Here is a 24081-nt window from a genome sequence, read left to right as displayed (position 1 = left end):
AGCGCTCCTTGTTACGGCGTGCGGCCTCCGAAATGACCATTTCCCCGGGCATCACGCCGAGTGCGATGCGCAGCTTGTATTCCACCGGAAACTGCGGCGGACGACTCATGGTCAGCTCTTCTGGTCAGGGCCGACATAACCCCTGTGCCAGAGTTCTGACGCACGACAGGCAGCCGCGTGAAGCATCTAACTACATAACTTTACTTTCGCCGGGTAGGAGCCGTAGGGTTGCGTCCGAGCCGCCACGCTCAGTGATTGCGGTCAGGCCGGGACTACGCGTTTCTGGAGCGTCTGTGTCGATTCGGATCAGCCACGTACTCCGCACCGGGTTGTTGCTGGTGGCCTTCGTGGTCGGGCTTCCGGGCACCGCCGTGGCGTTGCCGCCGCCGTCGGCGCCTTCGGACGACAAGGGCGAGTCGGCCGAGAAGCGAACGCCACTCGCCGAGCTCACCAAGACCCGTGAGCCGGAGGTCCCGGAGCGGTCCTGGCAGGTTGAGGGTGGCGGCGCCTTCACCGACGTGATCCGCATCGAGGTCCCGGAGTTCCGGACGATCACACCGCAGCTCGCGCTGCGGTACAAGTCTTCGGCCGGCAACGGCTGGGCCGGCGTGGGCTGGGACCTGGCGGGCGTGAACGTCATCGAGCGGGTGGCGCCGGGCCGCGGAGCTCCCCGGTACGACACCTCGGATCTGCACGTGGTCGACGGCGAGGAGATCATCGCGTGCCCGGCGGGCACAGGTAGCCCCGGTTGCCTGGCCGGTGGCACGCACACCACCAGGAACGAGAGCTACCTCAAGGTCACGCTGACCGGCACCGGGGCGGACAGCCGGTGGACCGTGGTGGCCAAGGACGGCACGAGGCGGGTCTACGCCCCCGTCCTGCAGGCGGGAACCGGCCTGGTCGTCCGTTGGGGCCTGAGCCAGGTCGTCGACACCTTGGGCAACACCGTCACCTACACCTGGCGCAGTGACCTGTTCGAATGCTGCTGGGAGGCCCTGGACTCGGTGGCCTACAACGGCACTACCGTCAGGTTCCACTACGAGACCCGACCGGACAGGGAGCGGAACGCTATCGGCAACGGCGCGTTCACCACCGTCCACGGGCGCCTGAAGACCATCGACTTGACGGTGGGCGGCAGCCGATTGCGGGCCTACAAGCTGACGTACACCACCAGCGCCGCGACCGGCCGGTCACTGCTGGCCGGCGTGCAGCAGTTCGGCAGGGACGCCGTGGTGGACGGTTCGGGATCCGTCGCCAGCGGCACCGCGCTGCCGGCGACGAGGATCGCGTACCAGACCGGGACGCCGTCGTTCGTCGCCGGAAACCAGGACACCGAGATGGGCAACCACACCGATGCCAGGCACCTGACCATGGACATCAACGGCGACGGGCGCACGGATCTGCTTGAGCTGATGCCGAACTGGCTCACCTACGAGCGGCGCACCTGGATCTCGGACGGCTCCGCATTCTCCCGGACCTCGGTCCACACCGACCTGCCCTACCACGCCGACAGCCGGTTCCTGGACGGTGATGTCAACGGCGATGGGAAGTCCGACCTCATCGAGCTGTACCCGAGCGGGATCGGGTGGGGACGACGGCTGTGGCTGTCCAACGGCACCGGGTTCGCGCTGACGAACACCGCCTCCTCCAAGACCGCCAGCAGCCGTGACGACTCCCGTTTCCTGGCCATGGACGTCAACGGCGACGGCCGCACCGACCTCCTCGAGCTGTACGCCTGCGGCCTGTGGCCGGTGCACTACTGCCGCGCCACCTGGTTGTCCGAGGGCAGCGCGTTTACCCTGGCCGCCAACGACTCGGGGATCGGGTTCGACGTAAACCGCCAGTTCTACCCGGTCGACGTCAACGGCGACGGCCGGTCGGACCTGCTCGAGTTGTACCCGGGGCTGTTCGGTGCCGGCGGCCGACGCCTGTGGATGTCCAACGGGACGGGCTTCGTCGCCGGCACGAGCGACACCATCTCCTGGAGCGCGCCGAAGGCCGACGGCACCGGCAGTCGTTTCGTGATGCTGGACGTCAACGGCGACGGCAAAACCGACATGCTGGAGCTCCAGCCGTCCTTCACCAGCTACACCCGCAAGACGTGGCTCTCCACCGGGTACGGGTTCACGCAGGTGGCCACCGACACGTCGATGCCGGCCAGCGGCGCGGCCAGGCACGTGCCGGTCGACGTCAACGGTGACGACCGGACCGACCTGGTCGAGATCTACCCGTGCTGTCTCGGCACGGGCGGGCAGCGGCGCATCTGGCTGTCCACCGGTGCCGGCTTCGTCCTCGGCGCGACCGACACCGGGCTGGCCGGCTACAGCTGCGACAAGGAGGGCGCGTGCACCAGCGAGTTCCTCGACGCCGACGTCGACGGTGACGGGTTGTTCGAGGTGCTGGAGCTGTACCCGCCCTTCCCCGGCCTGGCCACCGCGCGGCGCGTCTGGGACGTGGACAGTCCGGTGCCCGACGTGCTGACCTCGCTTACCAACGAGTGGGGCGGCACCATGGCGGTGGACTACACCCCGTCCTCGTCCTGGCCGAACACCAACAACCCACCGGTCGTGCCGACCGCCTCCGCGGTGACCGTCGGGGACGGCAGAGGCGGCTCGGCGGTCACGAAGTTCACCTACTCGGGCGGTTCGTACCACTGGCCGGAGCGCCGGTTCCAGGGATTCCGCCAGCAACGGGAGAGCAAGCCCTGCGTCGCGGGCGAGTCGGCGTGCCCCTACACCGAGACGTGGTACCGGCAGGACCTCGGCGCGCTGGACCACCCGGAACGCATCGAGCGGCGCGCCGGCGGCGGCGCCCTGCTGGAGGTGACGCTCCACGAGTACACCACCAACGGTGCCACGCAGCCGCGCACGGCCCTGCCGACCGGTACCTGGGTCAACACCTACAACGGCACCGGCAACGCATGCCCCGGCGAGGACTGCAAGCGCACGTACACCACCCGCCAGTACAACGCCTACGGTGAGCTCACCCAGCAGGTCGAGCACGGCGACTACGCCGTGGCCGGGGACGAGCGCACCACCATCACCACGTTCATGCCCAACCCGGATGCCTACATCGTGAACAAGCCGGCCGTCGTGACCCTGGTCCAGGGCGTCGGCAGCCAGGGTACGAAGCTCCGCGAGACCCGCCACCACTACGACGGCGCCGCCACGTGGAACCAGGCGCCCTCGGCCGGGCTGGAGACCAGGTCGGCGCGCTGGCTCTCCACCGACGACTCCTATGTCGAGACGGGCATGGAGTACGACGACAGCGGCAACCTGACCGCCGAGATCGACGCGTTGGGCGGCCGGACCACCCTCGGATACGACCCGACCTTCCACCTGTATCAGACCTCGGAGACGAACGCGCTGTCCCAGCAGGTCACCGCGGGTTGGGACACCGTGTGCGGGCGGCCGACCAGGGTCACCGACCTCAACGGCCAGGCCACCACCCTCGCCTATGACACGTTCTGTCGACTGACTGAGAAGACCGAGCCCGGCGGCCGGTTCGAGCGGCACACCTGGGTCGACGTCGGTAACCCCGCGACCCAGCACGAACGCATCGAACGTCCAGCCGCGACCGGGACGAGCGGCTTGCAGTGGACGCGCCGGTACATCGACGGCCTGCAGCGCACCTGGCGCAAGGCCGACCGGGGACCGGATGCCGCCACCGGCGACATCTACGTAGACACCAGCTTCAACGCACGCGGCCAGGTCGCCGCCAAGACCGCCGCGTACTACTGGGTCTCCGGCCAGCCCCAGCCGACCACCTACCCGACCACCAGCGACTACGACGCCCTCGACCGACTTGTCCGGGAAACCCTGCCCGGTGGCGCCACCCGCACCAAGCGCTACGGCGTGTGGTCAGTGACCGAGACCGACGAGCGCGGCCACGCGACGACCGATCGCATGAACGCGTACCACAAGCGTGTCGCTCGCGAGCAGATCGTCGGCGGGGTGACCCGGACCGCGACCTACGTCCATGACCTGCGCGACGAGCTGGTCCGGTCGACCGATCCCGGCGGCAGCGTCATCACCTACGACCTGGACTCGCTCGGCCGCAGGACGCGGTTGGTCGATCCGAACTCGGGTACCACCGGCTACGAATGGGACGACGCCGGGCGGTTGGTGGCGCAGACCGACGCACGCGGCCAGCGCACCACGTTCACCCACGACCCCCTCGGGCGCAAGACCGGCAAGACCACCAGGGCCGGCACGCCCTCGGCGGTCACCGTGACGTGGACCTACGACCAGGTTCGTGCCGGCTACCACAACATCGGCAAGGTCACCACGACCACCGACGGCGCCGGCGCCAAGACGCTCGACCACGACGCCCTCGGCCGCGTGGTCAAGACGGTCAGGACGGTCAACGGCGCGAGTTACACCTTCCGGTACGGGTTCGACGCCGGCAACCGCGCGCTGTGGACCACCTACCCCGACGGCGACACCCAGGGCACCGCGGCGGACCCGTTGCGGTACGACGGTGCCGGCCGGTTGCTGGCCATCCCCGGCTACGTCGACGCGGCCCGTTACAACGCCGAGGGCAAGCTGATCCGGCTCGAGAACGCCAACGGCACGGTGACCACAAGGTCGCACGACACGCGGCGCGGCTGGCTGGACCGGATCACCACGACCGCGGGCTCGACGACCATCCAGGACTCCACCTTCACCAGGGACGCCAAGGGCAAGATCAAGCAAATCGACAGTCCGTTCCCGGACGAGGGCTGGACCTTCGAGTACGACGAGGTGGGCCAGCTGACCGTGGCGACCAGCGCCTCGACGCCGGCTAACCACCAGACCCTGAGCTACGACGCGACGGGCAACATCGCCGCCAACTCCCGCCTCGGCACCTACGGCTACGGTAGCTCGCGACCACACGCGGTGACCTCGGCCGGCCCGAACACCTACACCTACGACGCGGCCGGTCTGATGGTCTCCGGTGCCGGGCGCACCCTGGTCTGGGACGGCGACAACCGTCTCGCCTCGGTCACCCGCTCGGGCAGCACGACGACGTTCGGCTACGACGCCGACGGCACCCGGCTGTTCCAGGCGCAGGGCTCGGCCGTTCGGCACTACCTCGGCGACGACTACGAGGTGGACGTCACCGCGGGCCTGGCCACCAAGTACATCTCGGTCGCGGACACGCTCGTGGCCAGGGCGGACGGCACGACCCGGTACTGGGTGCACACCGACCACCAGGGCTCGGTGCAGGCTCAGACCAACGCCGCCGGGGTGGAGGTGCACCGCAAGAGGTACGGCCCCTACGGTGAGGTTCTCTCGACGACCGGCACTTTGTCGTACGAGCCACGCGGGTTCACCGGGCAGCGTCACGACGCGGCCGGCCTGGTGTACCTCAAGGCCCGCTACTACGATCCGGAACTTGGCCGGTTCGTCTCGCCGGACCCCATCACCGACGGTGAGGACACGGTCGGGCTCAACCGCTACGCCTACGCCGCCAACGATCCGATCAACCACGTCGATCCCACCGGCCTTGAGTGCAAGGATTCCAACTCCGGCAACAACTGCGACAAGAAGGACCAGTCCGACGAGATCAAGGACGGCTTCGGCGAGGCGCTGTTCCGTAAGTCCCTGGAGTACGGTGGCGAACTGCTCCGCTGGGTCGCGATACAGGCCGCCCCACGGGTCGCCAAGAAGGTCCCGCCGCTGGCCGTGATCCCCGCCGTGATCTCCGGGTGGAAGAACCAGGACGAGTGGGCCAACCGGCCGGAGAACCAGTTGGAGCCAGGGTGGTTCCGGCTCAGCGCGCGGGTCGCGCGCTTCTCCTGGAACACCGCGACAACCCTCGGCGACGACCTGACGTGGAACATCGGCGGAACGGCCAGATGGGCCTACGACGAGGTCACCCACGACCTCGGATATCCCAAGCCGAACCCGGACCTGGTCGTCCCGATAGTCGGCCAGGTCGAGAATTGCTCGAACGCCTGGGTTTGCTGAGTCAGGTTCGGCTGACCTGGTGCAAGCAGAAGGACTGGCGGATCGAGGTCGGGCTGGCGAATGTGAGGGTGCCAGATGTCCAGGCACTCTGTGAGGTCTGCCAGGCTGCGCCGGAACTCACCGACCTGCTGGTCGACCTGGCCCCTGCGCACGTCTGGCGGCTCGTCGCCGTAACCGCTACCGGACCCTTCCTGCTGCCGAAGTCCGTGAAGGGGTTGTTCTGGCCGCTGCGCTGGTGGTGGCGACGGAGGCGCATGCACCACGCTCGACACGCGCGGCCCGATGAGGGGTTCCTCACCCTTGCCCCGAAACGGACCGTCGCGCCCGAGCGGCGGCCAGGCCGGGAGGCGATCGGCGGCAGACGGCGAACCAGACGGGTCAATCGAAGGGTTGACTGTCTACTCAGTCAGTGGTGATGATCACATCACCGGTGCTCACCTGATGCGCCGACCTTCGCGTCCCACTCGCTTCTCTCGATGGGCGGCCCGGCATGGATACCTACTCCGAACAAATCTCCCGCTGGACTCTCGATCATCTACCGGCGCGCATAACCGAAGCGCTCAACAGCCTTGCCGCGTTCGAGCGGCTCGCCGCCGACATGAGCCATCTTCTCGCTGCGCTGCCAGCCCGCCCGGACCACGTGCCCGCGCTGACATGTCGACGACTACTCGTCAATCTCGGCTTCTGGGGCAGCGCCCTGGTGCGACTCGCACTAGTCCACAGTCGCGCCGACGCTGTGCTCGACAGTACGACGGTTGGCGACCTTTCTTTCCGCCACTATTACGCCCGACTCGCCGTCCAATCTGCTTCTGGGCACCCACCGTGGCAGTCGTTCGCGTCGATCATTACTTGGAATGTTCCTACGGTCGAGATCCGTCTCGATGGTGACCTGCACAGCCGGTCCGAGGGCATATTCGACGGCCCACGGGTGCGTACGTGGACCGGCACTGCCAGCGAAGTGATGCTGTGGGAACTATTCAAAGTCGGCGCGGCGCTCGGCTCCGCTGCCAACAGATCGCTGGACCCGATCGTTTCTGGCGTGGTGTCAGCGCTGTCGGAAGAGTCACTGTCGCGTCTGCTCGCTAGTCACGCGTTCCTACGGAGCTTTCGTCAGCGGATGGTGAACTTTGCCCGCGGGCAAGATCCACGAGGAGAATTCTCCATCGACGTTTTTATGAACCAGATCCGACAGTTCGGTGTGCCGTGGCAATCCAGGGCGGAGGCTCCAAGCGGCCCACATGAAGTGGAGTCGCTGGCGCGGGACGCCATATTCGGTATGCCGCAATTAAGACACGGGCAATGGGTTCGCGATCGGTCCAGGTCGATGATGTCCGCTGAAGGAAAGCGCTTGGAGCAGGCGGCCGACGCGCCGACACTCGGCGAGGTCATTCAGCGGAGCACGGCCAAGACCCGACCATTCGACGACCTGACCGTGTCCGTCCTGGTCGCGGCGCACGACATTTACGAAGAACGTCGGAAGCTGTCCGCAGCTCACTACGGGATAGCTCGCAAAATGCTGTACCGACCGCAACGTGCGCAATCGTCGGACCGTGCTGGCACGCCCACGCTCGCGGTCGACAACTCTCAAGGCATCACAGGAATGTCGGAACATGACGTCCAGAGGTTCGACCACGCCCGCCGCGTGAATCCGCTGGAGAACGTCTTGGCCGCGCTGCCATCGGACGAGATCAGCCATGCCCGCAGCCTCATTCAGGAGTCGTTGTCCACACACTCTGTATCAGTGACCTTGCGACACGCCGGCACCGCGACATCCTGCGCCCAGGCTTAGCTCGATGTTCATGTGCGCCACGAGCGCGGAGAGGGGGCGCAATCCACCCCATCACCTCGTCGGAAGGGATTGGTACCGGGCCGGAGACCTCCGCTACGTCAGTCGCGGGCGGGTGACCATCCGTCTGCGATGAGTCGGGAGCCGTCGCCACCCTCGCCGTGGAAGAGCACTCCGTTCCGGTCCGTCGCGATGATCTGGTCGACGTAAACTCCGCGGCCCTGACCGGAGCCATCGGTGGTGCTGCTCCAGCGCAGGTGGGTCGCCTGGTCGGGCAGCTCGACCGTGACCTGCCACCAGACCCGGCCGCCGTAGCCGGTGACCGTGCCGTCGCTGGTCCACCGTCGGTCCCCTTGGTGTAGCAACATCCGCCCCGGAGCCCAGGTGTGCCCTCCGTCCGTGGAGACCTCGAAGCGGGCGCTGTCGTAGCGGGGCTCAGTGTCGTACCACAGTAGGAAACGCGCCGTTCCGCCTTGCGCCGCCCGGCTCAGCGGTGCGGTGAGCGTGCTCGTCGCGCGGTCTCGCGGGTCGGCCCGCCAGGCCTCGCGTGACCGGGGGTGCACCGGCATCGCCTCGGCGAGGTCGCGCGCGACCGCGCGTCGGGCGATGTTGTTGCTGCCCCAGCCGCGGTCGGGGTGCACCCGGTTGCTGAGCAGGATGACGAACGAGTGGGAGAGCGGGTCGATGACGATGGACGTGCCGGTGAAGCCGGTGTGCCCGAACGTCACGGGGGAGGAGAGCCCCATCATGTACCAGTGCTTGTTGAGCTCGAAGCCGAGTCCGCGGCGGCTTTCCGGATCGGCCGACTCCAGCCGTGCGTTGTAGTTGACCAGCATTGCCCGTACCGTGTCGTCCCGCAGAATCCGTTGCCCACGGTACGTACCGCCATTGAGTAGTGCCTGGCAGAGGACAGCGAGGTCCGCCGCGGTGGAGAAGATACCGGCATGCCCGGCCACGCCACCGAGCGACCAGGCGTTCTCGTCGTGCACCTCGCCCCAGACCATGCCGCGCCCGGCGTACGGCTGATATTCGGTCGCGGCGATCCGCGACCGCAGCTGCGGCCCCGGGTTGTAGCCGGTGTCGGTCATGCCGAGCGGCCCGGTGACGCCGTCACGGACCAGTTCGGCCAACGGTCGGCCGGTCACCCGTTCCAGCAGTACGCCGAGTGTGATCAGCCCGAGGTCGGAGTAGATGTACCGGGTGTCGGGCGGTGCCGTGAGCGGCGTGGCGAGCGTGGCGGCGATCCGCTCGGCCGGCGTCGGGTACTTGCTCCACAGCGCCGTGAATGCGGGCAGCCCCGAGGTGTGGGTGAGCAGCATGCGTACGGTGACGGTCTCCTTGCCGCCGGCCGCGAACTCCGGAACGTAGTGGGCGACCGGCGTGTCCAGCTCCACCCGTCCCCGCTCGGCCAGCTGCATGGTGACGATCGCGGTGAACAGCTTCGACACCGACGCCATGTCGAAGATGGTGTCGGGCCGCATCGGGATTTGCTTGTCGGCGGGAAGCTCCACGCCGACCAGCCCGGGTGCCGGTCCGACGGCGGCGTACCGTACCGCCGTTCCCGCGGCGGCGTGCTGCACGATCACACCGTCCTTGGTCGCCAGGACCACGGCACCCGCGTACGTGGGATGACCGGGGTGGTCCGGGGTCGGCTGCAGATATGCCGCCAGGTCGGCGGGGAGGCGATCCACCTCCTCGGGAAGCAGGCCCACCTCGCGGGCGGTGCCGGGCCGCAGCGTGTCGTCACGGAACTGGATGTCGGCAGGGGTGACGGCCGGCGGGCCGGACTCGGCCGAGGGCGGCGCGGCGGTGACGGGCGCCCCGGTGGCTGGCATCGCCGCACCCAAAAGAGCCAGGGTCACGCCGAGCGCGACCTTGCGGAGCAGCGGGCGGGAGGACGCGGTGGCTCTCCTCCCCGCACCAGTGCCGAGCGTTCCCGCGCCGACCACATCGGTGGAGAAATTCCTACGCCGCATGCGTCGCCTCCTACCAGGTCAGGCCGTGGCCGTACGGGTAGAGCACGGTTCCCGCGCCCTCGGCTGTGGGGATCGTGACGGGCAGCCGCCCGCTCGGGGACAGTTCGCCGTGCAGCGCGCGGACGAGGGCGTCCATCGCTGCCACGGTGTACGAGTAGGTCGTCAGGTAGGTGGTCACACCCGGCAGGTACGCGATGTCGTACGGGTCCCGGACCGCCACCGCCACCACCGGTTTTCCGGTGTCGACCAGCGCCGCGACGAGGCGCCGCTGGGTGCCACGTGGGTCCGTGACGACGTCGTCCCACGCCTTGTTCACCAGCACAACGGTGAGATCATGATCCGCTGCCTTGGCGGCCGTTGCGGCGATCACTGCGTCGGACGGTAGGGTCGCGGGCTGGGCAGTGGCTCGGGCGCCGCGGGCGGTGAACCCGCCGGCGACCGCCGCGATCGGCGCAAAGGCGGCACTGTTCCAACCAGTGACCAGCACCGACCGGTTCGCGTGGGTCAGCGGCAGCAGCCCGGCGTCGTTGCGGACCGCGGTGAGGGTCGGGTCGGTCACCTGGGCGACGGTGGCGATGTGCGGGGGCGCCCCGACCGTCCGTACCGCCTCGTCGACGTCGGCCATTGGCGACCCGGCCAGCCCTTGCCGGTACTTCATGGCGAGGATACGCCGGGCCGACTCGTCGATGCGCTGCTCGGTGAGCTCGCCGGTGGCGACTGCCCGTAGCACCGCGTCCCGCGCCAGCCGGAGGTCCGGCGGCATCAGGAGCTGGTCGGCACCGGCCTTGAGCGCCAACACCGGCACCCGGTCATCGCCGTACTTCTGTCGCACGGCGGCCATGTTCAGCGCGTCGGTGACGATGACTCCCCGGAAACCGAGTTCACCGCGCAGCACACCGGTGAGAATCGCCGGCGACAACGTCGCGGGGGCACCGGACGGATCGAGCGCGGGCACCACGATGTGGGCGGTCATGATCGAATCAACGCCCGCGGCGACCGCCCTCCGGAACGGAGGCGCATCGATCCGCTCCCACTCCGCCCGGCTGTGGTCGATCACCGGCAGGCCGGTGTGGCTGTCGTCCGCCGTGTCGCCGTGGCCGGGGAAGTGCTTTGCCACCGATGTCACGCCGGCGCCGTCCTCGAACCCGGCGACCTGCGCGGCGGTCAGCTCAGCCACCAGGGCAGGGTCGGCGCCGAAGGACCGTACACCGATCACCGGGTTGTCCGGGTTGATGTTGACATCGGCAATCGGTGCGTACGGCTGGTGGATGCCGACTGCCCGTAGCTCCCGCCCGGTGATCTCCGCCGCCGTGTACGCCGCTTGAGGCGACCGCCCAGCGCCGAGTGCCATCGCCCCGGGGAACTGCGCCGCGGGGGCCGGCATCCGCAGCACCACGCCCTGTTCCTGGTCGGTGGAGATGAGCAGCGGCACGCGGCCCTTGGCGCCGTCGCCGAGGGCGGCCCGCTGGAGCCCGTTGGAGAGCGTTGCGATCTGGCGGGGGCTGTCCAGGTTGTGAGACCAGGAGAAGTAGATGACGCCGCCGAGGTGGAACCGATCGATGACCTCGGCCGGCGTTTCGACGCCGAACGCGGCCCGGTTGGCGGCGCGGTCGGCGGCCGTGGGTTCGGCGGCGTCACCGCCGTAGACGTAGGTGGAGAAAAGTTGGCCGACCTTCTGCTCCAGGCTCATATGCCGCAACGTCGAGGTGACCCAGCCGTGCTCGGCGGCGGGCGGGTACACCGGCGCGGCGGAGGCCTGGACGGGGAGCGGCGTGACGGTGATCGCCAGCGTGGCCATCAGGACGGTCGCGGTGACGAGTCGAGCCTTCATATAGACGACGGCCTTTCAGTCCGGATGGCTGAAACTTAGCTATATATCTATATGTCGTCAAGGAAGGTCAGCTGCAGGTCGCGTCCGGTGCCGGTGCCGCGGCTATCTCGTGAAAAGAGTGGCCACCCGCTCGACAGGCTGGTGACAGGACGCGGGCGTGAGGTTCCCCCGGTTTTTCGGAGGATTTGGTCTGCCCCGGGTTGACCAGACGGACCGGTCGACAACCGGTCCGTCTGGTCGACACAGACCGCACGGTCAGGACAGGGCGATGCGTACCTCGATCCGGCCGTCATGGGGCACCCGCAGCGTGTGCACCCGTCGCCGGGCGTCGCGCAGATAGGTCCGGGACGTGCCGGTCACGGTGGCCGGCCGTACGCTGTCCCAGCTGATCCTGATGACGGTGCCGCCGCGACGGATGGTCAGGCCGTTGGTGCTGGCCGCCGCGTTGGCGCCGTAGGCGACCGGAGTGCCGTCGGCGAACGTCACGACGTCCTCCGGTTGCAGCACCAGCGGGATCTGTTCGGTCCCCGTCGAGGTGACCTGTACCGAGCGGATCACGCTGTCCCGGGTGACGGTCAGCTCGGTGGTGATCCGCGAGTCCGGCAGACGGTAGCGCACCCGTACGGGCGCGTCGCCGGGGGAGAGGAACTTCCCGTTCCACTCCCGGTCACCGATCTGGTATTCGGCGACCAGGTTGCTCCGGCCGTCCGGGTTGCCGTTGGGCAGCAGCGTCGACCAGCAGCCGGTGTCGCTCTGCTGGGCGTGCACGATGGTGCCGGCCGCCGGGTGCCAGAGGAAACCCGGTCCGCCGCGGACCGTGCTGGTCGGCCGGGTGCCGAAGAACGCTCCGAAATAGAGCCCCGGCCGCTTGACGTAGAGGTAGTCCTGGTTGAACGCGGTGTCCCGGCGGACCTCGGCGAACTCCGGCCGCCGCAGGTAGGGCAGCGCCGCGATGGCCCGCTTCTTCTCGGCGTCGCTCGGCAGCATCTCCCCGTACGGCGCGTGCGCGATGATCCGGGGCGAGGTGTCCTGCTTGGCCAGTCCAGTGGCGGGACCCGGCTCGGCGGCCCAGCTGGCGCGGGCAGCGGCCCGGTCCTCTCTGGAAGTGAAGAACGCGCCGAGTTCGGGCAGGTCGGGAACGAAGACCGAGCCGAGGTTCGTGCGGTCCGGGTCGGGGATCACGTTGTCGTAGTAGGCGACGCTGGTCCGGGCGGACATGGCGTAGTAGGTGAGCCAGCCCGAGCCGTCCGGCTCGCGGAGCAGGTTGTAGCCGAACCACTCGGTGAACCGGCGGGCCATTCCCAGCACGTCCCGGTTGCCGGTGAGCAGGTAGATCTCCGCCAGCTCCGGCAGCATCACCTCGAAGTTGTAGTTGATGTCCATGCCGGTCGGGTCGTAGAAGAAGCCGGCCGGGCTCTGCCCGTGCTCGGCCAGGAAGCCGATCCGCTCGGTGAGCCGGGTGGACAGCGCGGCATCCGGGTGGATCCGCAGTGCCAGGGCTGCGCCAGCCAGGCCGCCGGCGACCTGGTTGGTCCACTGGACCGGGGTACGCCAGATGTTGTTGGCCGGATCGAGCAGCCAGCCGATCCCGGCGTGCAGGGCCCGTTCGATTTCCGCGCGCCGCTGTGGCAGCGCGGCCGACTGCCGCAGGTTGGCCAGGGTCTTGGCGAGGTAACCGAGACCGAAGCCGGTGGCCGCCAGCGCATGCTCGTCGCGGTTGTACTCCGGCCAGGACCCGTCGTCGTGCTGGAGTCCGAGGTAGTGCCCGAGCGCCGCGTCGAGCCGCCCGGCCAGTGCGGCGTCCCCGGCGTACGGATTCCACGGCCGCTGGTTGGCGTGGAACCAGCTCAACGTGTAGACGTGCTCCTGCACCCGGGCGTTGTACGGCGCGTTCGGGGAGCGCCACCAACCGCCGCCCATGAACCCGCGGTTGGCCGCGTCGTCGATGTCGTTGGTCATCGCCGGAAGGATCGCCAGGTAGCCGGCGAACCGCTGTTCCAGCGGGGCGAACAGGGTCCGGTCCGGTGCGCCGGGCGGCAGTGGAGCCAGCAGCGGCAGGCCCGACGCGGTGGTCGCCGACATCCCGGTGGTCTCCGGCGTGCCGGCGACCGCCCGGAACGGCACGGCGAGCAGCGCCGCTCCGCCCGCTGCGGCGGCCAGCAACGCTCGGCGTCTGAACACGGTCGGGGTCGGGTCGTTGGCCATGATGGTCCTCCTGTCGGAACGGGCAGGCGGGGCGGAGCGGAATCGGCGACTCGGACGAGGCACGGGGGACCGACCGGCGGTCGCGGCGAGGCGGCGTCGGGGCGCGGCCACCCGAGATCATCAGTGACGGAGGGTGTGGCAGGTGACTGGTCGATCCGAGTGCTGAGTTTGGTCCCGGGTGATCGGTCGAGTCAAGAAGCTAATACGGATTATCGGCGTACTTCTCGGTCTCCGGGTCAGGCGCTCGGGCCCTTGACCCGGCTGCTCGTCGCAGCCAAGGATGACATCCGGCCGTAACTCGTCTGTCCCATCCGGGACATCAGTCGATACTCAGCGTGACTATGGCTGGTTCGGGTCGGCCGACGTGACAGATGAGATGGGGTACGCGATGCCGCTGACCGACCTGCCGTTGACCGAACTCGCCGCATACCGGCCGGTGCGCCGCGAGCCCGCCGACTTCGACGAGTTCTGGACCGACACCCTGGCCGAGGCGGCCGGGCACGAGCTGGACGCCACCTTCGAGCCGGTCGACTCGGCGTTGCGGGTGATCACTGTCCACGATGTGACGTTCAGTGGCTTCGGCGGCGACCGGGTCAAGGCGTGGCTCGCCGTCCCGGCCGGTGCGGCGGAACCGCTGCCGTGCGTGGTGGAGTTTCCCGGTTACGGCGGCGGCCGGGGCCTGCCGCATGAGAACCTGCTCTACGCCGCCTCGGGCTATGCCCACCTGTTCATGGACGTACGCGGCCAGGGCAGCGGGTGGAGCGCCGGAGCCACCCCCGACCACGAGCCGGCCGGCGGCAACCCGCAGCATCCCGGCTTCGTCACCCGGGGCGTGCTCGACCCCCGGACCCTGTACTACCGGCGGTTGGTCACCGACGCGGTGCGCGCCGTGCAGGCGGCCCGGGCGCATCCGCTGGTCGACCCGGACCAGGTGGTGGCCACCGGGATCAGCCAGGGTGGCGGGCTGTCGCTGGCGGTCGCGGCTCTCGACCCCCGGCTGCGCGCGGTCGCGCCCGACGTGCCGTTCCTCTGTGACTTCCGGCGCGGTGCCGAACTGGCCACCGCCGGCCCCTACCGGGAGATCGTCAACTACCTGAAGGTCCACCGGGGCCACGTGGAGCGGGTTTTCGACACGTTGAGCTATGTCGACGGGGTCAACTTCGCCACTCGGGGGCGCTGCCCGGCACTGTTCAGCGTGGCGTTGATGGACGCCAGTTGCCCGGCGTCGACGGTGTTCGGCGCCTACCACCTCTATGCCGGCCCGCGCCGGATGGAGGTGTATCCGTTCAACGGACATGAGGGCGGCGAGTCGGTGCAGGACGAGATCCGGTTGCGGTTCTTCGCGGAGGTGCTGGCCGCTGAAGGAGACGGGGACGGCGAGGTGTGATGGTCCTCGGACTACCCCGGAGGTGAGTTAGGTCTGCCCGGCGCCTGTGTGTCAGCCGCCGGGCAGACCCGGAGAAGGCTGCGGTGACGGACGAAGCGCCCGACTAGGAAGCATCACCCACGGGCGGTCACCAGCGTGACGTAGCTGGTGGAAAGACTGCTCTTCGCTGCGTTCGGTCCGAGCGTCACGCGCCCGGCCGGCACGTCCTTGGCGAACACGACGAGGCCGGGCTGGTCCCGGTCGGTGCTCCTGATGGTCATGGCAGTGCGTTTGAAGCCCTGCTGGTTCAGCCACGCCGGCCACCAGTTGTCCATTTCCGGTGCTCCGCGTGCGTCGATGGCGACGTACACGGTGGCGGCGCGCGCGACATCGAAGACCAGGTAGTCGGCCGGGGAGGTCAGTTGCTTGTCGTTGCTGGCACCGGGGATCAGCACTCCTCCGGTGAGCGGGTCGGGAAGGCTGGAGATGGTGAATCCCCGGTCGACGAAGTGCTTGGCACCCAGTTTCGCCGGGCGAACCTTGGACAACTTCGACGGTTTGCTCACCTGGACGTCGGTGAGTGTGAGCGCCGTCTGGTCGGGCCGCTTGCTCGGGGTGGTGGTGGTCCTGGCGGGCGGGCTGGACGGCTGTGCTGGGCTGCTCGGGGCGGTGATCCTCGGGGTCGGGCTCGGTGCCTGCGGCGAGCTGTTCGGGGCGGTGGTCCTGGACGTCGCGCTGGGTGATCGTGGCGGGTCGCTCGGGGTGTCGGTCCCGAACACGATCACCGCGCCCACCAGGCTGAAGACCGCGACCAGCGCGACGGCGACACGCGTGATCGCGAGTCGTGACCACCGCCGCCGAGCCGAGGGTGGCTCGGCCGCCGGGGCAGTGTGCCCGGCGGGGCCGCTGACCGGGCGTACCGGCTCGGCCGGGGGCTGCGCCCGGTGCTTCGCGCTGCGCTCCGCCGTGGGCGCCGGCGTGTCCACGGACGCGGACGCGTCGCTGTCATCCCCGGCGGCCGTGGGTGGAGCGTCCGTCCGGGTTGCCGTGGTGGCCGGGGCGCCGGGTGCGGGCCATCGGGACGCCGGAATGCCGCGCGTCGTGCGGGGGCCGGTGCTGAGCATCGCGGCGCCCAGCGCGACCGCGTGCTTCGGATGGGTGTTGATCATGATCGGTCGCCGCAGGGTGTCCCGCAGCATCTGGGTGACCAGGGGAATCTGGGACGAGCCGCCGACCAGAAGCACGGCGGTGAGGTCCTGCAGGGTGACGCCGGCGGCGGTCAGGGTCCGCCGGAACGTCTCGATGGTGGTTTCCACCGGCGGCGTGATCATCTGCTCGAACGCTTCCCGAGTCACGGTCACGTGCCGGACCGAGCCGGGCAGCGGCACCGTGATGTCCGCCTTCTCGTGGGTGGACAGCGCCTCCTTCGCGAGCATGCAGTCGCGCTGTAGGTTGGCCAGGATCGAGGTGGTACCGGGATCGGTCGGGTCCAGCGCGGTGATCGCACCGCCCAGCTGGCGGTCGACGTGGTCCAGGATCGCCTGGTCGAAGTCGGCGCCGCCGAGCCATTCGATGCCCTCGGGGGTGCCGACGATCTCCAGCCCGTCCCGGCCGTTGCGTACCACCGCGCTGTCGAATGTGCCTCCGCCCAGGTCGTAGACCGCCAGCAGGCCGTCCGGGGGCAGTGGCTGGGTGGAGCAGTAGTACGTGGCCGCGGCCACCGGCTCCGTGGTGGTGATGACGGTCGGGCCGTCCGACTCGGACTCCGTCTGCGGGTGGGGCAGGCCGGCCAGGTGCGGGATGGCGGCGAACTGCTCGCGCCGGTACGGGCCCCACACCGCCGGGTGGGTCAGCACGATCCGGTCGGGCGGACCGCCCTGGGCCTGGCTGACGGTGTCCACCACGGAACGGAGCAGGGCGGCCATCAGGGCGGTGGGGGAGTGCGGCACCCCGTCCAGGATCACCGGAGTGGGATCACCGAGGCGGCGCTTGAACTCGCGGGCCGCCCGGCCGGGGTCCCGCAGACCGAGACGATCGGCCGCCTCGCCGGTCAGCAGCGCGCCATTCTCGTCCAGGTAGGCCACCGACGGGGTCACGATCGCCTGCCCGGCCAGCGGCACCATGTTCAGGGTGCCGGCAGCGGCGGTGGCTGCGGCGGCGAAGCTGGTACCCAGGTCGATACCCACCCCGTACATGTTGAGAATCCCCTCGCCGAGCGCCGCCGCTACGATGCATGAAGGTCATAGTTGAAACAGCAATCATGACGATACGCTGTCGTTCTCGGGCATCACAAGATCGTCGGCGTTGAGGTCGGGAGGCCAGCCATGCACGTTGCGGTGGCTGACGACGGCGCATTGTTCCGGGAGGGGCTGCAACTGCTGCTGTCCGCTGCCGGGCACGAGGTGGTCGGTTGCGTGGAGGACGGCGACCGGCTGCTGGAGTTGCTGGCCCGTACCCCGGTCGACGTGGCCATCATGGACATCCGGATGCCGCCGGGCGCGGACGGCGGACTGGAGACTGCCCAGCGCGTCCGGGCGAACTACCCCGACGTCGGGCTGCTGTTGCTGTCCCAGCACGCCGAGGCGCACTACCTGTTCCGGCTGCTGGAGATCGGCACCGAGCGGATCGGGTACCGGCTCAAGGACCGGGTGGCCGGGGTGGCCGTGCTCGCCGACACGCTGGTACGCATCGCCGCCGGTGAGATCGTGATCGAGCCGGTGCTGGCCGCCAACCTGGTGGACCGGCCGAGTCCCCCGGTACGTAGCCTGCTGGCCGATCTCACCGAGCAGGAACGCGCCGTGCTGCGCCTCATGGCGGAAGGACGGTCGAACACCGGGATCGCGACGGAGTTGTTCCTGTCGGTCAAGACGGTCGAGAAGCGGATCGCGAGCATCTTCACCAAGCTGAACCTGCCGGCTGAGTCGGCAGCGCACCACCGGCGGGTCCTGGCGGTGCTCGCGTACCTGCGCTCGAACGAGTTGGCGGACTAGGGCCGTGCCCCGGACCGCCGGCGGCCGTACCTCGCATCCACCTCGCCCAGCCGGGCCGTTCACCCTTCTGGCCCGGCTGGCGTCCTCGGGTGCGTTGCCCGCGCCGGCCGGACCGCAGGACCCGTTGGGTGAATACCGACCGATCCTGCGTGCGCTGCTGCGCGAACTCGCCCGGGCCCACGCGGTGCGCTACGCCGCCCTGTGGTTGCCGACGGAGCCGGCAGACGACACCCGCACACCACAGTGGAGACCCGAGGTCACCTGGCGGTCCCGGCGCTGGTCACAGAGCGCGCTGCCGATCCCGACAGCCGATCCGGACCTGCTGCTGGGCACGGCCGGTGTGGTCGCGACCGCGGATGTGACCGACGGCGGGGCCCGATGCGGAGCGCTGGTGCTGGCCCACCCGGAGAATCCCCGGTATCCGCTGGCCGTGGCGGCGCCGCTGGGCGAGACAGCGGTCTGTGTCGGCCTGCTGCTGCGCCAGGCCCGCCACCGCGCGGCGTGCGCCACCGCGCGGACGCAGGTCGACCGGGCGGAACAGCAGGTCAGCGCGACCCAGTTGGAGCTGCTCACGGTGCAGGCGGTGGAGCGCGACCGGCTCGCCACCGTGGTCACCGCGACGCCCGGCCGGCAGTTGCAAGCGATCCTGGACCGCACTGCGGACCTGAAACGGGCACTGCGCGCCGACTCACCGCAGGCCACGGAGATCGCCAGCGACATCCGGGCTGGGCTGGGCGAGATGATCGAGCAGTTCCGGTCCGTTGTTCGCGGGGTGTACCCACAGGTGCTGCGCAGCACCGGCGTGCGCGCGGCGCTGGAGGAGGTCACCGCGACGTTGCCGGTGCCGGTGGTCCTCGGCGGCGAGCTGGGCCGGCGCCAGGGCTGGGAGATCGAGTCCGGGCTGTACCAGGCCGGCGCGTCCGCGGCGGCAGCGCTGAGCGCCAGCGGCGGCGAGCAGCCGGTGCGCCTGGAACTGGGCCGGTCGAACGGCGTGCTGACGATCCGCGCACAGCGGGCCGGCACCGAGCCGGCGGAGGTCGCCGCGGCGCTGCGGGACGACTCCCGGCGGCTGGCCGCGCTGGGCGGCCGGCTGCGGGTGGGGCGGACCGGTCAGGACACGCCGACCGTGGTGGACATCCTGCTGCCGGAACGGCTCGGCGGCGACTGGCCTGCCCGTGCCGCCGAGCCGGAGCCGGCCGGACCGCACCCGGGCGAGGCCGACGCCGTACCCGAGCTGTTGGCCGGTGTCTCCGCGCGTCGTCTTCTGGCCCTGCTCGTGACCAGTCGGGGGGCGCCTGCGGACAGCCCGCCGTTACGGGTCGCGGTCGACCGGCAGGACGGTCAGGCCCGGGTGGTGGTGGTCGGGGCCTCGGCACCCGAGCTGGTATCGGTGCTGTCCGAACCGGCCGGTGCCGCCCGATGGGAGCCGCCGGTCGGGATGGTCCCGCCGACCGGTTACCAGTACCACCCGTACCCGCGGATCACGCTGGACCCGGCTCGCGGGGTGGCACCCTGGCGGCCGGTCCGGCTGCCCGACTGGTCCGGCGCCGCCTGGCCGGACGCCGCGACGGGGGTGGACCGGATCCTGGTCGAGGGACCCGTGGACGCGTTGCGCGGGCTGCGGCTGCTGCACCACCGCGACCACGTCGACGCCGACCTCGCGGCCCGGCTGCGCCACTGGTCGGGTACTGCCGACGGACCCCCCGACGCGGTCGTGCTGGCGCTGTCCGGGCCGGCCAGCACGGCGGAGTCGGAGTTCCTGGCCGCCCTGCGCTCGCCGTACGGGGAGGGGTTCCCTCCGGTGACGATCTGCGCGCTGGCCGACGGAACCGCCGCGACGGCCGAATCACCGCAGCCGCTGGAGTCGATGTGCGACGCGATCGTGGGCTGGCACACGGCCCCGGACGGCGGTACCGCGATCGAGGCGGCGCTGCGCACCCGGGTACGCGCTCGGGCGGGGTTGCTGGCCGCCCGGTGGGCGCTGCGCGCACTGGTGGCCTGCCTGACGGCCGGGCAGCTGGACGACCAGTTCGCCCGGGCGGTCGAGGCGACCGTCGCGGGCGCGCACGAGGTACCCGAGCTGGACCTGTTGGAGGCGTTGCAGGGCCGGCGGATCCGGCTGCCGCGCGGGCACGAGGAGGCGCTGCGCCTGCTCGGCGCACACGGTCCGGACCGGCGCTCCCGGCTCGGCCTGGCCGGTGACGCCGGTTCGGGGGAGGTGACCGAGGCCGCGAGCCGGGCGCTGGTGTTCTGGCGGACCCAGGCCCTGGCCCCGGACTCGGGGCCGGCCGGACGCAGTGCGTGCGCGCTGCTGGTACGGACGTGCGAGCGGCTGCTCACCGACAGCGCCGAGTGACCGGCGGGCCGAGAAGGAGCAGCACACCGCCGCCCGTCGGACCGCCACGCACGGGCGGGTGGTCCGGCTGGTACCGGTGACGACTCAGAGCGCCACGAACCCGCTGACCCAGGTACCGCTGGTCGGGCTCGACCGTACCGTCAGCGTGCCGTCGACCGAGGCCAGACGGGCGGCGAGTTGGCGCAACGGCATCCGCCCCTCGGTGTCGAAGCCCGGCCCGGTGTCGGCCACCTCGAAGCTCAGGCCCCGGGAGGTGGTACGTAGCGTCAGCGTGACCGCGGCGCCCGGGGCGTGCTTGTGCGCGTTGCTGACCGCCTCCAGGCAGGCCAGGTAGACGGCGGCCTCCACCTCGGGCCGGTACCGGTGACCGGTCAGTTCCGGGTCGATGTCCAGGGTGACCGTGTCGAGCGTGTCCAGCCGGGCCGACAACGCGGTCACCAGACCGTGGTCGGCCAACGGCGCCAGCAGCCCGGTGGCGGTGGTGTGCAGCACCTCCTCGGTGCTGGCCAGCAGCTCCCGCAGCCGGTCGAGGTGTCGGCCCGCCTCGGCGGCGTCGCCGGCGTCCAGTTGGTGCTCCACCATGGCCAGCGACATCTGCAACGCGACCATGTGGTGCTGGGCGCCGTCGTGCAGGTCGCGCTCCAGTTGGTACCGCTGGTGCTCCATCTCGCCCGCGGCTCGCAGCCGGGCGTCGGCCAACAGCAGGGTGCTCTGTCCGATCAGCCGCTCGGCGCTGTCGGTGATCAGCTGGGCCTGGATGTCGCTGACCAGCAGGCGGGTCACCGCGTGCAGCTCGGGCCACCGGCGCAGCCGCTCGGCCGCCGCCGGCGGCTCGATCACGAGGTCGGCCAGGACCTGCTCGCCGTCGCACAGCCGCACCGGCGTCGCCCCGGTCACGGGTGCCGCCGCGCCGGCATCGGAGGCGGGCCAGCGGTATTCCTCGACGGTGTGTTCGGCTGCCCCGTCGGCGTCGTGGCCCGCCGCCGGGGGCAGCCACAGCGCAATGGTGACCGTGGTGGCCTCCAGGCACCCGCCCAACGCCCGGGCCAGGGCTGCGGCCTGCACTCCCGGCAGTGGCCGACCCGGCAGGCCGTGCACCGCGTCGACCACCCGGGCCACGTCGTCCGGCGGGCCCGGCACCGGGAACGGCCCGTCGGTTTGCTGCGTCGAGCGGCGCATGCCCTTACTCTAGGCGGCGCCGGTCGGGCCGGCCGGCCCGGCTCGGGGACCGCGACGGCCTTGCGCCACGGTCGCGTCCAAGGGCTCACGCGACGCAGAGCAGGTGGCCCGCCGTCGCCTTGCGAGCCGCCCGCAGCGCATAGTGCAACCGGCTCTTGACCGTGCCGACCGGCACTCCGAGCGTCGCGCTGATCTCGGCCGCGGTCCGGCCGTTCAGGTACGTCTCCACCAGTGCGGCCCGGTGCTCCGGCCACAGCCCACGCAGCACCTGCTCGACCAGCAAAGAGTCCACCACGTCGGCCATCGGGTCCGCCGTGGCCACCTCGGCGGCGTTCTCGATGTCCACCTCGGTCGGCCGGGCCTTCTTCATGCGGTACCCGTCCATCACCAGGTTGTGCACCACCCGGCGTAGCCAGCCCAGCACCGACCCACGGTCGGCGGTGAGCTGGTCCAGGTGCCGCCACGCCCGCAGGAACGCCTCCTGCACCACGTCCTCGGCACGCCCGGTGTCGCCGTCGGTCAGCCGCTGCGCGTACCTCAACAGTGGCTGCTGGTGGGTGTCCATCAGTTCACGTAGGCGGGAGTCGCTCTCCAGCGCGCTGCCGTGTCGCTTGCTCTGTGCCCGTTCGCCCATGCGAATGACAGTGCCGCCGCAGGCCGGTCGCTCGACATGGTGCGACCCCTGCTCCTGCGGGGGCGAGCCCGCGAGTTGGAGAGGGCTGTCCCTACGCCCCGCGCGGGACCTGCGGCCCACGCCGCGCCGGGCGGTGGCTCGCGGGTCGACCGGTGAACCCGACGGTGCCCTGATGCCGTGACCCACGTGGACGCCCTCGCACCCGGCGACGGTACGGGCAGGCGGCGCGTGGTCGTCCGGCACCGCCCCGACGACCGGTACCACGGCCTGGCGGCGGCGGCCCGAGCGACGGCGCCGTGGCGCCCCGACCGAAGAGGTGGGCATGGAGACGGACTTCCCGACGGTGGGCATCGGGGTCACGACGCACAACCGGGGCGCGGTGCTCCGTACCGCTTTGGAGGCGATCCGCAAGTACGCGCCGAGCGGCGCCGCGATCGTCGTGGTCGACGACGCCAGCGACGAGCCGGTGGAGGAGGCGACGTTCCGTTTCGACACCAACGTCGGTATCGCCCGGGCCAAGAACAAGTGCCTGGAACTACTGGTCGAGCGGGGCTGCACCCACCTGTTCCTGTTCGACGACGACTGCTGGCCGCTCGTGGACGGCTGGGAGCGGCCGTACATCGAGAGTCCCGAGCCGCATCTGATGTACATGTTCACCGACACCCCACTTGGCCGGCTGACCGACGCGGTGGAGATCTACCGGGACGCGGAGCTGCGGGCGTACACCCATCCGCGTGGCTGCATGCTCTACTTCGACCGGCGGGTGCTGGACCGGGTGGGCGGGTACGACACCCGGTACGGCCGGTGGGGGTACGAGCACCTGGACCTCTCCAACCGGATCTACAACGCCGGCCTGACCTCGTTCCGGTTCGCCGACGTGGTCGGCAGCGGAGACCTCATCTTCAGTTGCGACGAACGCACCAGGGTCGGCTCCAGCGTGTCCGACATCGAGCGCTTCACCCTGGTGCGCAATCTCAAGACCCGGTCGGAGGCCAGCTACACCTCGACCGAGTACCGCGAGTTCCGTACCGTCCCGGTCGGTGCGGCGGCGACGCGGAACGTGGTGCTGACCACGTACCTCACCGCGCAGCCCGACCCGCAGCGCGGCGTCACCTGGACCCCGAACTACGCCGACCTGGCCGAGTTGCGCCGCTCCGTCGAGCGGCACGGGCAGCGGTTGGTGGTGCTGCACGACTGCTTCGACGACGAGCCGGACACCGACCTGGTCACGCACGTGCGGGTGACGCCGGGCGGGGAGGGCGGCTCGCCGTACTTCCACCGCTGGCTGTGCTGCTGGCGGTACCTGCGTGAGCACCCCGAGATCGACCAGGTGTGGTGCGTCGACGGCACCGACGTGGAGATGCTGCGCGATCCGTTCCCGGAGATGGAGGACCGGCTGTACGTGGGCGACGAGCCGGCGCCGCTGTGCATCCCGTGGATGGTGTACCAGCACGGCGGCAGCGCCAAGCTGTTGCAGTTCCTGTCCGACAACCGGGGTGCCCACCTGCTCAACGCCGGGCTCACCGGTGGCCGGCGGGAGACGGTGCTGGAGTTCTGCCGGGACCTGTTCGAGTTCTGCGTCACCAACGCCCGGGAGGCCGGCCCCCTCGACATGGGTCCGTTCAACTACGTGGCCCGCACCTGGTACGCGGGAATGATCGTGCACGGCCGCCAGGTCAGCACGGAGTTTCGCAAGGACGACCGGACCAGCACCGAGTCGTGGTGGCGGCACAAGTAGGCGAATCCGGGCCGGGGCAGGCGTGAACCCTGCTGGCGCGCCGGGCGTGCCACAGATGAACCCCGGACA

General features: G+C 70.2%; 13 protein-coding genes. 7 read left to right on the top strand and 6 right to left on the bottom strand.

Features of this window, described 5'->3' with window-relative positions; all coding sequences use genetic code 11:
* The first annotated feature begins 32 nt into the window (after positions 1-32).
* The 3 genes from GA0074692_RS13355 (at position 33) to GA0074692_RS33940 (ending at position 7740) form a co-directional block, all read left to right on the top strand.
* Positions 33-5951, top strand: coding sequence for an RHS repeat-associated core domain-containing protein (locus tag GA0074692_RS13355; RefSeq protein WP_091644310.1), 5919 nt, complete (start codon positions 33-35; stop codon positions 5949-5951).
* Positions 5927-6367: a hypothetical protein gene (locus GA0074692_RS33945; protein ID WP_141725275.1), complete on the top strand. Its 441-nt coding sequence runs from the start codon at positions 5927-5929 to the stop codon at positions 6365-6367. Before GA0074692_RS13355 ends, GA0074692_RS33945 begins: the two co-directional genes overlap by 25 nt.
* A 74-nt stretch (positions 6368-6441) precedes the next feature.
* Positions 6442-7740 (top strand): hypothetical protein, encoded by a 1299-nt coding sequence (locus GA0074692_RS33940; protein WP_141725274.1) that lies wholly within the window; start codon positions 6442-6444, stop codon positions 7738-7740.
* Between the two features lie 98 nt (positions 7741-7838).
* Here GA0074692_RS33940 and GA0074692_RS13345 read toward each other — a convergent pair whose 3' ends face one another.
* The 3 genes from GA0074692_RS13345 to GA0074692_RS13335 all read right to left on the bottom strand — a co-directional run bounded on the left by GA0074692_RS13345 (position 7839) and on the right by GA0074692_RS13335 (position 13749).
* Positions 7839-9713: a serine hydrolase domain-containing protein gene (locus tag GA0074692_RS13345; RefSeq protein ID WP_091644304.1), complete on the bottom strand. Its 1875-nt coding sequence runs from the start codon at positions 9711-9713 to the stop codon at positions 7839-7841.
* A gap of 10 nt (positions 9714-9723) precedes the next feature.
* Complete coding sequence (locus GA0074692_RS13340) at positions 9724-11544, bottom strand: glycoside hydrolase family 3 protein (RefSeq protein ID WP_218106654.1); 1821 nt, start codon at positions 11542-11544, stop codon at positions 9724-9726.
* A 255-nt stretch (positions 11545-11799) separates the two neighbouring features.
* Positions 11800-13749 carry a hypothetical protein gene (locus GA0074692_RS13335; protein WP_091644300.1) on the bottom strand — a complete coding sequence of 650 codons (1950 nt, stop codon included), beginning with the start codon at positions 13747-13749 and terminating at the stop codon, positions 11800-11802.
* A gap of 388 nt (positions 13750-14137) precedes the next feature.
* Between GA0074692_RS13335 and GA0074692_RS13330 the strand changes: the two genes are divergently transcribed.
* On the top strand, positions 14138-15136 hold the full coding sequence (locus tag GA0074692_RS13330; protein ID WP_091653384.1) for an acetylxylan esterase: 999 nt from the start codon (positions 14138-14140) through the stop codon (positions 15134-15136).
* Between the two features lie 113 nt (positions 15137-15249).
* Here GA0074692_RS13330 and GA0074692_RS13325 read toward each other — a convergent pair whose 3' ends face one another.
* Positions 15250-17301, bottom strand: coding sequence for an Hsp70 family protein (locus GA0074692_RS13325; protein ID WP_141725273.1), 2052 nt, complete (start codon positions 17299-17301; stop codon positions 15250-15252).
* Between the two features lie 138 nt (positions 17302-17439).
* Here GA0074692_RS13325 and GA0074692_RS13320 point away from each other — a divergent pair, with 138 nt between their 5' ends.
* Both GA0074692_RS13320 and GA0074692_RS13315 read left to right on the top strand, forming a co-directional pair.
* Complete coding sequence (locus tag GA0074692_RS13320) at positions 17440-18105, top strand: response regulator transcription factor (protein WP_091644294.1); 666 nt, start codon at positions 17440-17442, stop codon at positions 18103-18105.
* 124 nt (positions 18106-18229) lie between these two features.
* Positions 18230-20461: a sensor histidine kinase gene (locus tag GA0074692_RS13315; RefSeq protein WP_141725272.1), complete on the top strand. Its 2232-nt coding sequence runs from the start codon at positions 18230-18232 to the stop codon at positions 20459-20461.
* Between the two features lie 84 nt (positions 20462-20545).
* On the opposite strand, the gene GA0074692_RS13310 is transcribed toward GA0074692_RS13315, so the two are convergent.
* Positions 20546-21640 (bottom strand): sensor histidine kinase, encoded by a 1095-nt coding sequence (locus GA0074692_RS13310; RefSeq protein ID WP_091644287.1) that lies wholly within the window; start codon positions 21638-21640, stop codon positions 20546-20548.
* An 85-nt stretch (positions 21641-21725) separates the two neighbouring features.
* Positions 21726-22274, bottom strand: a complete 549-nt coding sequence (locus tag GA0074692_RS13305) for a sigma-70 family RNA polymerase sigma factor (protein ID WP_218106653.1) — start codon at positions 22272-22274, stop codon at positions 21726-21728.
* A gap of 322 nt (positions 22275-22596) precedes the next feature.
* On the opposite strand from GA0074692_RS13305, the gene GA0074692_RS13300 reads away from it, so the two are divergent.
* Positions 22597-24012 (top strand): glycosyltransferase family 2 protein, encoded by a 1416-nt coding sequence (locus GA0074692_RS13300; RefSeq protein WP_091644283.1) that lies wholly within the window; start codon positions 22597-22599, stop codon positions 24010-24012.
* The last annotated feature ends 69 nt before the right edge of the window (positions 24013-24081 follow it).

This window comes from Micromonospora pallida (genome assembly GCF_900090325.1).
Lineage (GTDB): Bacteria > Actinomycetota > Actinomycetes > Mycobacteriales > Micromonosporaceae > Micromonospora > Micromonospora pallida.
Note: the sequence above shows the minus strand (reverse complement) of the source record. Positions and strands in the feature narration are given on the sequence as shown.

What these genes read in the sequence shown, in the direction of transcription:
- GA0074692_RS13355 (WP_091644310.1), top strand. Translation starts at nt 33, where the DNA reads ATGACCATTTCCCCGGGCATCACGCCGAGTGCGATGCGCAGCTTGTAT.
- GA0074692_RS33940 (WP_141725274.1), top strand. Translation starts at nt 6,442, where the DNA reads ATGGATACCTACTCCGAACAAATCTCCCGCTGGACTCTCGATCATCTA.
- GA0074692_RS13345 (WP_091644304.1), bottom strand. Translation starts at nt 9,713, where the DNA reads ATGCGGCGTAGGAATTTCTCCACCGATGTGGTCGGCGCGGGAACGCTC.
- GA0074692_RS13340 (WP_218106654.1), bottom strand. Translation starts at nt 11,544, where the DNA reads ATGAAGGCTCGACTCGTCACCGCGACCGTCCTGATGGCCACGCTGGCG.
- GA0074692_RS13335 (WP_091644300.1), bottom strand. Translation starts at nt 13,749, where the DNA reads ATGGCCAACGACCCGACCCCGACCGTGTTCAGACGCCGAGCGTTGCTG.
- GA0074692_RS13330 (WP_091653384.1), top strand. Translation starts at nt 14,138, where the DNA reads ATGCCGCTGACCGACCTGCCGTTGACCGAACTCGCCGCATACCGGCCG.
- GA0074692_RS13320 (WP_091644294.1), top strand. Translation starts at nt 17,440, where the DNA reads ATGCACGTTGCGGTGGCTGACGACGGCGCATTGTTCCGGGAGGGGCTG.
- GA0074692_RS13310 (WP_091644287.1), bottom strand. Translation starts at nt 21,640, where the DNA reads ATGCGCCGCTCGACGCAGCAAACCGACGGGCCGTTCCCGGTGCCGGGC.
- GA0074692_RS13305 (WP_218106653.1), bottom strand. Translation starts at nt 22,274, where the DNA reads ATGGGCGAACGGGCACAGAGCAAGCGACACGGCAGCGCGCTGGAGAGC.
- GA0074692_RS13300 (WP_091644283.1), top strand. Translation starts at nt 22,597, where the DNA reads ATGGAGACGGACTTCCCGACGGTGGGCATCGGGGTCACGACGCACAAC.